Genomic DNA, 14,399 nt, shown 5'->3' with positions numbered 1-14,399 from the left:
GACCGCGTTGACCGTCTCTCCCTGCTCGATTTGAATCAGGTTGATAATCGGCGTCCCCCGCGCGGTACGTCCCAACTCAGGGATCTCATACGCCTTCAACCGGTAGGCCTTGCCGCGGTCGGTGAAGAACATCAGATAATGGTGGGAGTTCGTGACGAACAAATGCTCCACAAAGTCATTATCCTTGGTGTCCATCCCGACGACGCCGCGCCCGCCGCGCTTCTGGCTGCGGTACGTCGTAACCGGCAACCGTTTGATGTAGCCGGTATGCGTGATCGTGATGACCACTTCCTCTTGCGGGATCAAATCCTCGTCAAGGATGCTCTCTTCGCCGATCGTAATCTCCGTGCGGCGTTCGTCGGCAAATCTCTCGCGGATTTCTTGCAGCTCATCGCCGATGATTTTCAGCACGAGATGTTCATTCGCCAGAATCTCGCGATACTCAGCGATCTTCTGCAGCAATTCGTTGTACTCATCTTCGATCTTCTCGCGTTCCAAGCCGGTCAACCGGCGGAGTCTCATATCGAGGATCGCCTGCGCCTGTTCGAGGCTCAGCCCGAAGCGAGTCATCAAGCCTACGCGGGCTTCTTCATCGGATTTCGAACCCCGGATCAGGGCGATGACCTCGTCAATATGATCCAGAGCAATCCGCAAGCCTTCCAGGATATGCGCCCGAGCTTCGGCTTTCTTCAAATCGAATTCCGTGCGCCGGCGTACGACATCAACCTGATGCTTCAGGTAATGGCTCAGAACGTCCTTCAGCGTCAGGATCTTCGGCTCATTGTTCACAATCGCCAGCATATTAATGCCAAACGTGCTTTGCAGCGCCGTATGCTTATACAGGTTGTTCAGCACGACACTCGGATTCACATCTCGGCGAAGCTCGATAACCACACGCATCCCTGTACGGTCGGACTCATCGCGCAAGTCGGTGATGCCGTCGATCTTCTTCTCGCGGACCAACTCGGCGATTTTCTCAACCAAACGGGCTTTATTGACCTGGTAAGGAAGCTCCTCCACCACGATGCGAGCTTTGTTATTGTGCTCCTCAATCGTCGTCTTGGCCCGCATCGTTATCGATCCGCGACCGGTCGTATACGCCTGCCGGATCCCCGAACGTCCCAAAATATAACCGGCCGTCGGAAAATCCGGGCCTTTGATATAATCCATCAATTCCAGCGAACTAATCTCCGGATTCTCAATCAAAGCATGAACCCCGTCGATGACTTCCCCTAAGTTATGCGGAGGAATGTTCGTCGCCATTCCGACCGCAATCCCCGACACGCCATTCACCAGCAGGTTCGGAAAGCGGGAAGGAAGGACAACCGGTTCGTGCTCCTCACCGTCGTAGTTCGGCATGAAATCGATCGTTTCTTTGTTGATGTCACGCAGCATTTCCATTGCGATTTTGGATAACCGTGCTTCCGTATACCGCATCGCCGCAGCCATATCGCCGTCGACCGAACCAAAGTTGCCATGGCCTTCGACGAGCATATATCTCATCGAGAAATCCTGCGCCATCCGAACCATTGTCTCGTAAACGGCAGAGTCCCCGTGAGGGTGATATTTACCGATGACTTCACCGACGATTCTCGCCGACTTCTTGAACGGTTTGTCCGGATGCATCCCCAAATCCGACATTGCATACAGAATGCGTCGATGCACCGGCTTCAGACCATCCCGCACATCCGGCAACGCACGGCTGACAATAATGCTCATGGCATAGTCCATAAAGGACTCGCGCATTTCCACATTAATGTCCCGATCTATGATTTGAGAGAATTTTTCTTCCGCCATGCTGGACCTCCTTCATAATCTATCCACGTGCCTTCGTATGGGAAAAAGCCCGAGAAACCGCCACTTTCATTATATTACTTTCACAAATCAAGCTCAATTAAACGTGACCGGTCTTCAGCACACGATCCATAGACAGCAAAAAAATAGGGATGTGTCCACTCCCATCGAATCGTACGTTCATACACTACGGATATAGGCATTTTCTTTGAATCACTGAAAAAGCTTATAAAATCCCCATATCTTATAATTATACCATTGTTTTTCTCTTCTGTCCTATGTTTTTCGCACGGATGAGAACGGGCCCGCCGCGGTCCGAAAGAAAGGAAGGTTAAACGATTTGACGATCCAACGTATCGCAAGCAAGTGGGAGAAAACGAAAGTGATCCGCCAGAAGGAATCCCTTCGTCCATACATTCCGGATACGCGAAAATACTCCTTCGAGCATCTCCGGGATATGCTCGAGACGTACGGCTATGTCTTCGTCAAACCGGATGAGGGGACCTATGGCATCGGTGTCATGAGCATTGAGCAATGGACGGACGATCTGGCCCCGGGAAGCCCGGTCCAATATAAGCTCAGGCATGGGATCGAATACGAGCTGTACCCGACGGTCGAGGATCTGCACGCCGCCCTAACCGGGAAGATCGGACAGAAGTCCTACTTGATCCAAAAAGGCATCCGCCTGCTCACCTACCGCCGACGCAGATTCGATATTCGCGCCCTTGTGCAGCGGACACCGCGCAAAACTTGGGAAACCACCGGATTTATCGGACGGATTGCCGCGCAGCAGAAGGTCATCACCAACTATCACGGGGGCGGCAGCGTCATGCTGATCGAGGATTTGCTCAGCTCCCATCTGACGCCCAGAGAATTTGCCGAGAAATACAAGGAAATGAAATCGGTTGGCGTACAGGCAGCGCTTCAACTGGCCCGCAAATTTCCCAAACTGAAGGAAATCGGCCTGGACATCGCGATCGACGAGCAGCATCAAATCTGGATTCTGGAAGTCAACACGAAGCCGGCTTTGTTCCCTTTCAAAATGCTGCATCCCAAGGAGGTCTACCAAAAAATTCGGCGCTACGCCGTCGCTTACGGACGGTTGAAGGCCAAGTCCGCCAAAGCAAAATAGAAAAAGGCTGTTCCTAAATCTGCCGGGCGGAAGCCCGGTCAGTTTAGAACAGCCTTTTTCTATAGGGTCCCTATATCGCTTAGATATCAAGATTCTTGACGTATTTGGCGTGCTCGTGGATGAAATCCCGCCGCGGCTCAACATTATCCCCCATCAGCGTATCAAAAATCGCATCCGCCTGGATGGCGTCGGAAATCGATACCTGCTGCATCGTGCGGCTCTCCGGATCCATCGTCGTCTCCCAGAGCTGCTCGGCATTCATCTCGCCCAGACCTTTGTACCGCTGCACATTGACTTTGACGCCTTCGCCAAATTCGGCGATGATTTCATCGCGTTCTTTCTCCGAGCCGGCGTAACGAACCACTTTGTTCCGTTCAATCTTGAACAGCGGCGGCTGTGCGATGTAGACATATCCTGCTTCGATGATCTTGCGCATGTAGCGAAAGAAGAAGGTCAACAGCAGGGTGCGGATATGCGCGCCGTCGACGTCGGCATCGGTCATGATGATGATCTTGTGGTACCGCGCCTTCGAAATATCAAATTCCTCGCCGATCCCGGTGCCGAGCGCCGTGATAATGGCCCGAATCTCCGCATTTCCGAGAATCCGGTCCAGCCGCGCTTTCTCGACGTTCAGAATCTTCCCGCGCAGCGGCAAAATCGCTTGGAAGTGGCGATCCCGTCCTTGCTTCGCCGATCCGCCCGCCGAGTCCCCTTCGACGATATACAGTTCGCTGATCGAAGCGTCCTTGGAGGAGCAGTCGGCAAGCTTGCCCGGCAAGGCGCTGACTTCGAGCGCGCTCTTGCGCCGCGTCAGTTCGCGCGCTTTACGCGCCGCTTCCCGTGCCCGCGAGGCTTGGAGCGACTTCTCCAGGATTCGCCGGGACACGGAAGGATTCTCGTCCATGAACTCCTGCAGCTTCTCCGCGAACAGCGATTCCACAATCCCGCGCACTTCGCTGTTGCCCAGCTTGGTTTTCGTTTGTCCTTCGAACTGAGGTTCCGGAATTTTGACGGAAATAATCGCAGTCAAGCCCTCCCGGACGTCATCCCCGGTCAGGTTTGAATCGTTCTCCTTGATCATACCGGTCTTGCGGGCATAATCGTTAATGATCCGGGTCAAGGCGCTCTTGAAGCCGGACTCATGTGTCCCGCCCTCATGCGTATGAATGTTGTTTGCGAAAGAATAAATATTTTCCGTATAACTGTCGTTATACTGCAGCGAAACTTCAACCTGAATCATGTCCCGCTGTCCTTCGACGTAAATGGGATCCTCATGAAGCACTTCACGGTTATGGTTCAGGAAGCGGACATACTCCATAATGCCGCCTTCGTAGTGGAACGACTCGCTATGACCCGTCCGTTCGTCCGTCAATGAAATGTTGATGCCTTTGTTCAAGAAGGCCAGCTCGCGAATCCGCGTTAACAGGGTATTGAAATCAAAAATCGTCGTCTCCGTGAAAATTTCCGGATCGGGATAAAATCTCGTTGTCGTTCCCGTTTCGGTCGTGTCGCCGATAACCCGCACCTCGTATTGAGGTACACCGCGATGGTATTCCTGCTGATACACATGGCCGTCCCGCTTGACCTCAACGATGACCTTGGTCGAGAGGGCATTCACGACGGACACGCCTACACCATGCAAGCCCCCGGATACCTTATATCCGCCGCCGCCGAATTTTCCCCCGGCATGGAGCACGGTCATGACGACTTCCAGCGTTGACTTCTGCAGCTTTTCGTTCATACCGACCGGAATCCCCCGGCCGTTATCCACTACCGTTACGCTGTTATCAGGATGAACGATGACGTCGATTTTGTTCGCATAGCCGGCCAGCGCTTCGTCGATACTATTGTCTACGACTTCCCATACCAGGTGATGCAGGCCCCGAACGCTGGTCGAACCGATGTACATCCCCGGCCGTTTGCGTACCGCTTCCAAACCTTCAAGCACCTGAATATTACTCTCGTCATATGTTTGTTCGTTCATTGACAAAACCTTCACCTACTTCTCTAGAATCAAATTCAAGGCTAAACCGCTAAAATCACGTTCGCTTTCTTCTTCAGCGTAGCGGAGGAGATCGGCGAGTAATAGATCTCGTTTTGGGTCACGACAATCGACTTCGCTTCCTCTTCGCCGATGCGCACCACGTTCTTTGCCTCAAGCGCATGGCTGAGGAACTGCTTGGATATTTTTGAAGATTTCTCGATCGTGATATCGAAAATGGCAATCAACTCCGATGAGAGAATCACCTTTTCTCCGCCCAAATGGATATACATCCGTTTCCCTCCGTCCTTAACCTTGGACTTGTCCTTCCTGAACATGAAAAATGCTGGCGTCCTGTAGCCGGCTCGCATTGATGCTTTCGATCCCCGTAGCCGTAATGAACGTCTGCACTTTACTCTGAAACGTTTCGATCAATTGGGTCTGGCGGTACGGATCCAATTCCGACAAAACGTCATCCAGGAGAAGGATCGGGTATTCGCCGATTTCCTCGTGAATGAGCTCGATTTCCGCCAGTTTCAAGGATAATGCCGTCGTCCGCTGCTGGCCCTGGGAGCCGTAGACCTGCGCTTCGTTGCCGTTGATAATAAACGACAGATCATCGCGATGCGGTCCGCAAAGCGTCATGCCGCGGCGAATTTCCTGATCTTTCATTTGTGATAACTTTATCATAAATTGCCGCAATAGGACAGCTTCATCTTCTTCCTCGGCCTCGCCGAACGAAGGAAGATAAGCCAATTTCAAGGTTTCGCCGCCTCCGGTGATCCCCTCGTGAATGTGCTCCGCCCACTTTTGCAGTTTGCTTATAAATTGTTTCCGTTTTTTGATAATTTTAACACCATGTTCGACTAACTGTTCGTTCCAAATGTCCAGCATCGTCGTCATTTCGGGGCCGGCCCCCCAAGCCTGCTTCAGCAAATTATTGCGCTGGATCAGCACCTTCTGATATTGCTGCAAATGATAGAGATAGCTGGGCTGAACCTGCCCGATCTCCATGTCAAGGAACCGGCGCCGTACCCCGGGAGTTCCTTTGACGATTTCTAGATCCTCGGGAGCGAACATCACAACGTTTATCGCCCCGATAAAATCGCTCAGCTTCCGCTGTTCAAGCCCGTTCAGCTTCGCTTTCTTGCCCTGCGGCGTCAATCGCAGCTCCAGTTGTACCGCACCGTACTTCTTCTCTACCTCAGCCGACACCACCGCATGGTCGCTGCCGAACGAAATCAGCTCCTTGTCTTTGCCGGTCCGGTGCGATTTCGTCAGCGCAAGCACGAACAACGCCTCAAGCAGGTTCGTCTTCCCTTGGGCATTGCGCCCGATGATGAGATTAACCGCGCCGAAGGCGTCCAGCGTAAGGGTGCCGTAATTCCGGTAGTTTTGCAGCGATAAACGATTTACAAACACGTTCTAAGCCCCCTCATCTTCCGCCGGTTTTCGGCGGTTCGGCCCGGTCAGGGCACTTCAGGGCGCTTGTTCTCCCGTCACCTGAAAAGAACCGCATCCTTCCACCTCAACGAGATCGCCCGGATACAACTTCCGGCCCCGCCGCTCCTCCGGCTCGCGGTTGACCTTCACAGCGCCTTCCTGCAGGAGGGCTTTGGCCATCCCTCCAGTTGACACGCAATCCGCCAGCTTCAGAAAAGAATCCAGTTTAATATATTCGCTTGAGATGGAAATTATTTTCATGGGTGTTGGCTCCTTTTTTATCTTCCCTAAACAGATTAATTCGTTGTTCGGTATGGCAGGATCAGGTACAAGCTTTGACTGTCGTCTACCGGCTTGATGATAATGGGGCTCATAGCTCCCGTAAACCCGATATGCAGCTGTTCGCTCTCCACGACCTTCAAGACGTCGAGCATGTATTTCGAGTTGAAGGAAATGCGCAGCGGATCCCCTGTAAACTGGGCTACTTCCAACTGCTCGGTAACTTTACCCAGCTCGGAGGAGCTGGAGGAAATTTCAATCGTTCCGTCTTCCAGGGTCTGCAGGCGAACGATGTTCGTCTTCTCCTCACGGGACAGTAAATAAGCACGGTCGATCGAATCACTCAGCTTCTTCGTGTCCAGGACGAGTTCTGTTTTATAGGTGGTCGGAATAATCTTGGAAGTATCCGGATAAGTTCCATCGAGAATCCGCGTATAGAACAACACGCGATCGATCTTGAACAGCACTTGGTTGTCAGCAACAACGATGTCGACGCGCGTATTTTGATCGGGAATAATTTTGCTCAGTTCGTTCAGCGTTTTGCCGGCGATCACGATGTTGCTGAAGCGCACGCCGTCGGCATCGTCCAGACCGGCAATCCGGCTGGCCAGACGGTGACGGTCCGTTGCGACGAATTTGAATTGGTTGTCCGTCAAATTCCACAATACCCCGGTCAGAATCGGAGAGGTTTCGTTGGTAGAAATGGAAAAGACCGTTTGCCGAATCATGTTCTTCAGCAGATCGCCGGGAATCGAAATCACTTGATTCTCTTCGATGCTGGGGAGTACCGGGAATTCTTCCGGGTCAAGACCTACCATTTGGATATCGGTGGATCCGGACCGAATGAAAGTCTGGAATCCGTCCTGCACTTCCATCTCAATCTCGGAGGAAGGCAGCTTCTTGATGATTTCAACGAAGAACTTCGCCGGCAGGACAACACTGCCCGGACGTTCGACCTGTACGATTTGCTTCTCCTGATCTTCAGCCGGAATAAAAGCTTGAATGGAAATGTCCGTATCGCTGGCCGTCAGGGTCATCCCTTGAAAATTCACATCCAGCTTAATCCCGGTCAAAATCGGAATCGTCGTCCGGCTCGAAATGGCTTTGGATACGTGTTGGATCGATTCATTGAGATCATGTTTTAAAATACGGATTTTCATAAATTCAACTCCTAAACGTTTTATGAAGCATACGCTTCTAAGGGAATCCTTTGTCATTAAGCGGCTTCGGCAGCAGATGAGTTGTCATATTCTTCGCCTCCGAAGCATAACCTAGAGGTATGTACGGTTTGAGGCGCTCCCTGCTTCCTTCCTCTTCACTTGGACAAGTGCGGCTGTGAAGGATCAGAGTCGGTGGCTTGTCCGCCGCTTATGAAGATGTATATATCTTTAATAGATTAGAAGAAGTAGTAGGGGCACTGAATATGTGGATAACAACCGAAAAAATATGAAATGAAGCCTATCCACATGTGAATATCATGTGCATAGGCTTATCCCTTATTCAGGTGGCACTTTTTATTTTTTCGGTAATGTTGTTGACGATTTTGAATAGCTCCTGATCCGTCTTGAGCTGCTGGGTGATTTTCTCGTGCGCATGGATGACCGTCGTATGGTCCCTTCCGCCAAACGCATCGCCGATCTTCGGCAAGGAGAAATCGGTCAGTTCCCGGGCCAAATACATGGCGATTTGCCGGGGGAAGGCGATCGCTTTGGTCCTTTTGCGTGCCTTGAAATCGTCCAGCTTCAAGTTATAATAATCGCCGACCTTTTGCTGAATGTCCTGAATCGTGATCATCTTCGGTCGGCTGGATGGGATAATATCCTTAAGTGCTTCGGCCGCCAAATGGGTCGTAATATCCTGATTGATCAAGGAAGAGTAGGCAACAACGCGGATGAGCGCCCCCTCAAGCTCGCGGATGTTCGTATCGATTTGATTGGCGATGTACATCATCGCTTCGTTCGGGATATCGAGGTTCTCCGCTTTGGCTTTCTTGCGCAAAATCGCGATCCGAGTCTCGAGATCCGGCGGCTGAATATCGGTGATCAAGCCCCATTCGAACCGGGAGCGCAGCCGCTCCTCCAGCGTCGGAATCTCTTTCGGCGGACGGTCGCTGGAGATAATAATTTGCTTGCGCTCTTCATGCAGTGCGTTAAACGTATGGAAGAACTCTTCCTGGGTCGATTCCTTGCCGGCGAGGAACTGAATGTCGTCGATCAACAAAATATCGATGTTGCGGTATTTGTTGCGGAAGCTCTCCGCGCGGTTGTCCCGAATGGAGTTAATGAATTCGTTCGTAAATTTCTCGGAGGAAATGTACACGACTTTACTGCTGGGGCTGTGCTCCAAAATGTAATGGCCGATCGCATGCATCAGATGCGTCTTGCCAAGTCCTACACCGCCGTAGAGGAACAGCGGATTGTACGCCCGCGCTGGGGCCTCGGCGACCGCCAGGGAGGCGGCATGGGCAAATCGGTTGCCGGAGCCGATGACGAAAGTATCGAACGTATACTTCGGATTAAGCATATGGGAAACGCTTTCCTCGCTTGGGACGGGAGCGGGAGGTTCCTTGTAAACCTGAGCTTGCTCGGGCGGGGCCGACTCCTCAATCACAAACGAGACGTCGACCTGTTTGCCGATCACCTCAAGAACGGTTGTTGCCACCAGCTTGGTGTAGCGGCTCTCCAGCCATTCCACTGCGAACGTGGTCGGAGCGGAGATCACGATCGACTGATCGGTCAAGGTGACCACCTTGGTCGCCTTGAACCAGGTGTCAAAGCTCGGTTTGCTCAGTTTCGTATTAATGATGGATAAAATATGTTGCCATATTTCCGAAGTATGGCTGTCCACAGACTGTCACTCCTTTTAAATCTTCCAATTGTGGCTTAAGCCATGCAGAAAGAAGTCGAAAAAACATAAATAAAGGGGAATTTTATCCCCAATGTTAAGTAAAGTATAATGATTTTAAAACGAGAAAATTTCGAATTGTTCACAATGTTATCCACAGGCTGTTAATAAATCAGCGGATAAACTTAGATATTCACAACGAAAACAATATAATCATAGCAAAAGAAGGCCTGTTTTTCAATGCGCTGTCTGCTTTTATCCACAAATTCAATAACTTGTGCATAAATCTCATTCACACCACTACATATTGTTTATAATTTGTTTAGAATTCGACAGGGCCCCCTAAAATCTCAAAAAAATTATTCACAAGTTATTACGAGAAAGCTCGAACGCCGGAGATGAGTGTGTATAAATATTCGGTCAGGTTGGCCGCGGATAAAAAAAATCCGACCGCCCTTACGGGTTGTCGGATTTGATTTGGTATGTCTCCGTCTATTGGGGCTCGGATTGTTGTTGTTGAAACCTAGAAATCGCCTCGTAATCTTCCTCCAGCTTGCGTGAAATCCGGATATAAATCGGCAACAATTGCTTGTAGATTGCGGCATGCTCCGGATTTGGCGTATGCTCGTGGGTGCCGCCGACCATCTCTTTGACGATTTCGAAGGAGTCGATTTCGCCCAGCGCGTACAAGCCAAGGACGACCGCACCCAGGCAGGAGCTCTCGAAGCTCTCCGGGATCACTACCTGCTGATCGAAAATATCGGCCATCATTTGCCGCCACAGCGGAGAGCGGGCAAAGCCGCCTGTGGCTTGAATTTTCCGCGGCCGCCCTATCTGTTCCTCCATGGCTAGGAGCACCGTATACAGGTTGTAAATGACACCCTCAAGAACGGCGCGAATCATGTGCTCCTTCTGATGGTGCAGCGTCAGTCCGAAGAAGGAGCCGCGCGCATGAGGGTTCCACAGCGGCGCGCGTTCGCCGGCGAGGTAGGGGTGGAAGAGCAGCCCGTCCGCGCCCGGACGGACGCGCTCGCCGATCTTGGTCAGCACGTCATACGGGCTGATCCCCAGCCGTTTCGCCGTCTCCACCTCGGAAGCGGCGAATTCATCCCGCACCCAGCGGAATATCACGCCGCCGTTGTTGACCGGCCCTCCGATCACCCAATGCTTATCCGTCAGCGCGTAGCAGAAGATACGGCCTTTGGGATCGGTTCTCGGACGGTCGACGACGGTGCGGATCGCACCGCTGGTGCCGATTGTGACGGCGACGACGCCGGGATCGATCGCATCGACCCCGAGGTTGGACAGGACGCCGTCGCTTGCGCCAATGACGAAGCGAGTGGAGGGGGTGAGTCCCATGGCGCTGGCGTAGCCGGGCGCCAAGCCTTGCATAACATACGTCGTCGGGACAAGCTTCGATAACTGCTCCGGCGTGATGCCGGCCACCTTCAGCGCTTCCTCGTCCCAATCCAGGCGCTCCAGGTTCAGCAGGCCGGTGGCCGAGGCGATCGAATAATCGACGACATTCTCTCCGAACAGCTTCAGGAAGATATATTCCTTAATCGAAATGAATTTGCGGGCTTGCGCGAAAATGTCCGGCCGTTCATGGCGAAGCCACAGCAGCTTGGTCAGCGGGGACATCGGGTGGATCGGCGTGCCGGTGCGGAGATAGATTTCGTGACCGCCCCATTCGTTCTTCAGCTTCTCCGACCAATCCGCGCTGCGATTGTCCGCCCAGGTGAGACAGCGCATCAGCGGGTTGCCTTCGCCGTCCAGCGGAATGACGCTGTGCATCGCCGAACTGAACGAGACGAAGCCGATTTGTTCCGGAGCGATTCCGCTTGCTTGCATCACTTGTCCCACCGCCGCGATCACCGCAGCAAAGATCTCCTCGGGATCCTGCTCGGCCACGGAAGCGGAGGGAGTATACAGCGGATATTCCTCATTAGCCGTGGCGATCACCTGGCCGCTCCGTTCGTACAACACGGCCTTCGTGCTGGTCGTCCCGATATCCAGGCCGATCATATGCGTTACGGTATTCATTTCAACCCTTCTCTCCATTTCGATTTTCGTATTTCCATTGTAATGAGTTTTCCCTTAGATAATAAAGCGCAACACTTTATTATTGTATACTTGTCGACAATAAATCGGCCAAAAGGGTCCGGAACCCCGTCCCTTATCCGTCTTATTGGGGGATGCTTGTATGCAGGGTGCGGTGGGAATCCGCGAAGTATTCCTCCACGTTCCGGCCAATAATCCCGGCGTCACGCGATTTCAATCCCTGCAGCAGCTTGCGGTGCTTGCCGATTACGTAGTCGATTTTGTCCTCATCCTGCGACAATACTTCGCGTGTCGTAATCAGCATCACCGTCATCACGATTTGACGGATGCTGGTCCATAGATGCAAGATCCGCGTATGCTTGGCTCCGACGATAATCGTTTCGTGAAAACAGAGATCCTGGTAGGCGAATTCCACAACATCCCGGTGTTTGCCGGCCAGCTCCATTCTGTCGATAATTTGCGCCAGGGCTGCGATCAACGCCTCAGGATCCTCCGCCACTCGCTGCGAAGCGAAGCTCTCAATTAAATAACGAACATCATACAATTCATCGATGTCCTGCAGACTGAGGCCCTTGACGACGGCTCCCATGCGCTGGAGGCTGATGAGCCCTTCGCCGGAGAGCGTTTTCAGCGCCTCCCGAACCGGGGAACGGCTCGTGCCGAAGTCCGCAGCGATGCGGTTCTCCGACAGGACGGCACCCGGTTTGATCCTGCCGCCGATGATTTGCAAGCGCAGTTCCGCGGCGATCGATTCGCCGAGCGAGCTGCCTTTTAGCCAGGAAGAAGGGTATTGCATGCGATAGTTCTCCTATTCCAAGGGATGTTATCCCGCTTATTGATCGGTTAACCCTAAATACTTCGATCATAGCATGAAATTCGTTGGATGGGGAAACCCGCTCTAGGTTTTGTCCATATTTAAGTGATTACTTGGCCGATTCGACGGCGTGACCGCCAAATTCGTTACGGAGGGCAGCAACCACCTTGCCGTGGAAAGTGTCCTCCTGGAGTGAACGGTATCGCATGAATAACGACATCGCGATCACCGGAGCGTTAGCTTGCAGATCCAGCGCCGTTTCCACCGTCCATTTGCCTTCACCGGAGGAGTGCATAACCCCGCGGATTCCCTCCAGCTTCGGATCTTTGGCAAAAGCGTTCTGCATCAGTTCCATCAACCAGCTGCGAATCACTGAACCGTTGGACCATACCCGGGCGACTTGTTCAAAGTCATAATCGTAGGGACTTTTATCGAGCACCTCGAACCCTTCGGCGATGGCTTGCATCATGCCGTATTCGATGCCGTTATGGACCATCTTAAGGAAGTGGCCGCTCCCGGACGGGCCGGCATACAGATATCCGCCGGAAACTGCGATGTCGCGGAAGAGGGGTTCTGCCAGACGGAAGGCTTCTTCCTCGCCACCGATCATGAAACAACCGCCTTGTTCCGCACCTTCAACGCCGCCGGAAGTGCCGACGTCAAGGAAGCGAATCCCTTGTGCTGCCAGTTGCTTCGAGAGTTCCAGCGAGTTCTTATAATGCGAATTCCCTCCGTCGATCACGATATCGCCGGATTCCAGCAGCGGGGTGAGCTGATCCACAACCGAACGAAGCGGGTCGCCGGCAGGAACCATAACCCAAATCAATCTTGGCGCTTCCAATGAAGCGACGAGTTCCTCCAGGTTGACGGCGGGAACGGCTCCTTTCTCAGCCGCGCTGGCGATGGACTGCGAATTCATGTCGTAGGTCACAACCTCATGCCCGTGTTCCAGCAGATTCAAGACGAGATGGAAGCCCATTTTTCCAAGCCCAATCATGCCTAATTTCATCAATAAAGCACCTCTTTTCACATATTGTATACTTGTATACAACTTATGATCTTGAATATACTCCGATTCGGATGGACTGTAAACCTTATAACGCAAAGGGATTTAGAAGAAGAAGCTATGGGTTGAAAATACTTTTCCACATGTGTATAACTTCTATACGGAAAGATCCCGGGGGAACGCTGTGGAAAACCCGGGCTGGCGAAGTTTTCGTGACGGGAGTTGTGGATTGTGAATAATGGAGATGAAGCCGCAGGGGCAGAGGGAAGTTCAGTTGACTTTTCCTAGGCGGTGTGGTTAAATGTATAAAGGCATTTTCTGTGGATATGAAAATGGTAAATATACAGATTATGATAATCCTGTAAGGGGGTGCGATAGATGAAACCAACTTTCAAACCGAATGTGAGCAAACGTAAAAAGGTTCACGGTTTCCGCAAAAGAATGAGCACGAAAAACGGCCGCAAGGTTCTCGCTGCTCGTCGTCTCAAAGGCAGAAAAGTACTGAGTGCGTAAAGCGTGCGTAAAGACCACCGCGGTGGTCTTTTTTTTATACTTGATCCTTGCGCAAATAGATACGGCGACGTTTGGTTTATACTAATATCAGAAGTTCCAATCAAGGAGACTGCTCGTGCATAAAAAACTTCGTTTGAGAAACCGCGCCGATTTTAACCGCATCTACCGGTTTGGCAAATCCTTTGCCAATCGCCAACTGGTGGTGTACTGGTCCAACAAACCGGATATCGAACGCTTTCGGCTGGGGGTTTCGGCTAGTAAAAAAATCGGAAACGCTGTCGTCCGCAACCGGATGCGGCGCATGTTGAAGGAGATCGTCCGGCTGCATGAAGCGGAGATTCGCGACCATGTCGACCTGATTCTGATCGTGCGAAACGGGGCCGTAGGAATGGACTATAAGGATCTCGAAAAAAGCGTGCTTCACGTCCTTCGAAAAGCTTCGCTGCTGCGGGTTTCCGGACGCTAGGCAGGCTTGTTTCTTTGTCCCTTTAAATATGTTATGATTTACGTTGAAATGGATAGGTTAAGAGAG

The 14,399-nt window shown here is 52.1% G+C and carries 13 protein-coding genes (1 of these 13 cut by a window edge); 3 read left to right on the top strand and 10 right to left on the bottom strand.

Annotated features, from left to right (window positions below):
* Positions 1-1,797 carry the 5' portion of a DNA gyrase subunit A gene (gyrA, locus tag BN3795_RS08695; protein WP_068784309.1) on the bottom strand. 732 nt of this gene lie to the left of the window's left edge, so 1,797 of the gene's 2,529 nt are visible here — the first part of the coding sequence; it begins with the start codon at positions 1,795-1,797; the stop codon falls past the left edge of the window.
* A 337-nt stretch (positions 1,798-2,134) separates the two neighbouring features.
* On the opposite strand from gyrA, the gene BN3795_RS08690 reads away from it, so the two are divergent.
* Positions 2,135-2,926: a YheC/YheD family protein gene (locus tag BN3795_RS08690; protein ID WP_068784308.1), complete on the top strand. Its 792-nt coding sequence runs from the start codon at positions 2,135-2,137 to the stop codon at positions 2,924-2,926.
* A 79-nt stretch (positions 2,927-3,005) separates the two neighbouring features.
* Here BN3795_RS08690 and gyrB read toward each other — a convergent pair whose 3' ends face one another.
* The 9 genes from gyrB to gnd form a co-directional block, all read right to left on the bottom strand.
* Positions 3,006-4,910 carry a DNA topoisomerase (ATP-hydrolyzing) subunit B gene (gene gyrB / locus BN3795_RS08685; protein WP_068784307.1) on the bottom strand — a complete coding sequence of 635 codons (1,905 nt, stop codon included), beginning with the start codon at positions 4,908-4,910 and terminating at the stop codon, positions 3,006-3,008.
* Between the two features lie 41 nt (positions 4,911-4,951).
* The gene (gene remB / locus BN3795_RS08680; RefSeq protein ID WP_068784306.1) at positions 4,952-5,200 is read right to left on the bottom strand and encodes an extracellular matrix regulator RemB; all 249 of its coding nucleotides are present in this window, start codon (positions 5,198-5,200) and stop codon (positions 4,952-4,954) included.
* Between the two features lie 16 nt (positions 5,201-5,216).
* Positions 5,217-6,329: a DNA replication/repair protein RecF gene (gene recF / locus BN3795_RS08675; protein ID WP_068784305.1), complete on the bottom strand. Its 1,113-nt coding sequence runs from the start codon at positions 6,327-6,329 to the stop codon at positions 5,217-5,219.
* A gap of 57 nt (positions 6,330-6,386) precedes the next feature.
* Positions 6,387-6,611, bottom strand: coding sequence for a S4 domain-containing protein YaaA (gene yaaA, locus BN3795_RS08670; protein WP_068784304.1), 225 nt, complete (start codon positions 6,609-6,611; stop codon positions 6,387-6,389).
* 35 nt (positions 6,612-6,646) lie between these two features.
* Positions 6,647-7,789, bottom strand: a complete 1,143-nt coding sequence (gene dnaN / locus BN3795_RS08665) for a DNA polymerase III subunit beta (protein WP_068784303.1) — start codon at positions 7,787-7,789, stop codon at positions 6,647-6,649.
* Positions 7,790-8,129: 340 nt separating this feature from the next.
* The gene (gene dnaA, locus BN3795_RS08660) at positions 8,130-9,476 is read right to left on the bottom strand and encodes a chromosomal replication initiator protein DnaA (protein WP_068784302.1); all 1,347 of its coding nucleotides are present in this window, start codon (positions 9,474-9,476) and stop codon (positions 8,130-8,132) included.
* A 489-nt stretch (positions 9,477-9,965) separates the two neighbouring features.
* Positions 9,966-11,516 (bottom strand): gluconokinase, encoded by a 1,551-nt coding sequence (gene gntK, locus BN3795_RS08655; RefSeq protein ID WP_068784301.1) that lies wholly within the window; start codon positions 11,514-11,516, stop codon positions 9,966-9,968.
* 142 nt (positions 11,517-11,658) lie between these two features.
* The gene (locus BN3795_RS08650) at positions 11,659-12,330 is read right to left on the bottom strand and encodes a GntR family transcriptional regulator (protein ID WP_068784300.1); all 672 of its coding nucleotides are present in this window, start codon (positions 12,328-12,330) and stop codon (positions 11,659-11,661) included.
* 127 nt (positions 12,331-12,457) lie between these two features.
* On the bottom strand, positions 12,458-13,357 hold the full coding sequence (gene gnd / locus BN3795_RS08645; protein WP_068784299.1) for a phosphogluconate dehydrogenase (NAD(+)-dependent, decarboxylating): 900 nt from the start codon (positions 13,355-13,357) through the stop codon (positions 12,458-12,460).
* Between the two features lie 375 nt (positions 13,358-13,732).
* Between gnd and rpmH the strand changes: the two genes are divergently transcribed.
* Together rpmH and rnpA are read left to right on the top strand one after the other, a co-directional pair.
* Positions 13,733-13,867: a 50S ribosomal protein L34 gene (gene rpmH, locus BN3795_RS08640; RefSeq protein ID WP_009223341.1), complete on the top strand. Its 135-nt coding sequence runs from the start codon at positions 13,733-13,735 to the stop codon at positions 13,865-13,867.
* 115 nt (positions 13,868-13,982) lie between these two features.
* The gene (gene rnpA, locus BN3795_RS08635) at positions 13,983-14,333 is read left to right on the top strand and encodes a ribonuclease P protein component (RefSeq protein ID WP_068784298.1); all 351 of its coding nucleotides are present in this window, start codon (positions 13,983-13,985) and stop codon (positions 14,331-14,333) included.
* Positions 14,334-14,399 lie beyond the last annotated feature (66 nt).

It is taken from the genome of Paenibacillus phocaeensis (assembly GCF_900021165.1).
Classification (GTDB): Bacteria; Bacillota; Bacilli; order Paenibacillales; family Paenibacillaceae; genus Fontibacillus; species Fontibacillus phocaensis.
This window is presented reverse-complemented; position numbering and strand designations above follow the sequence as displayed.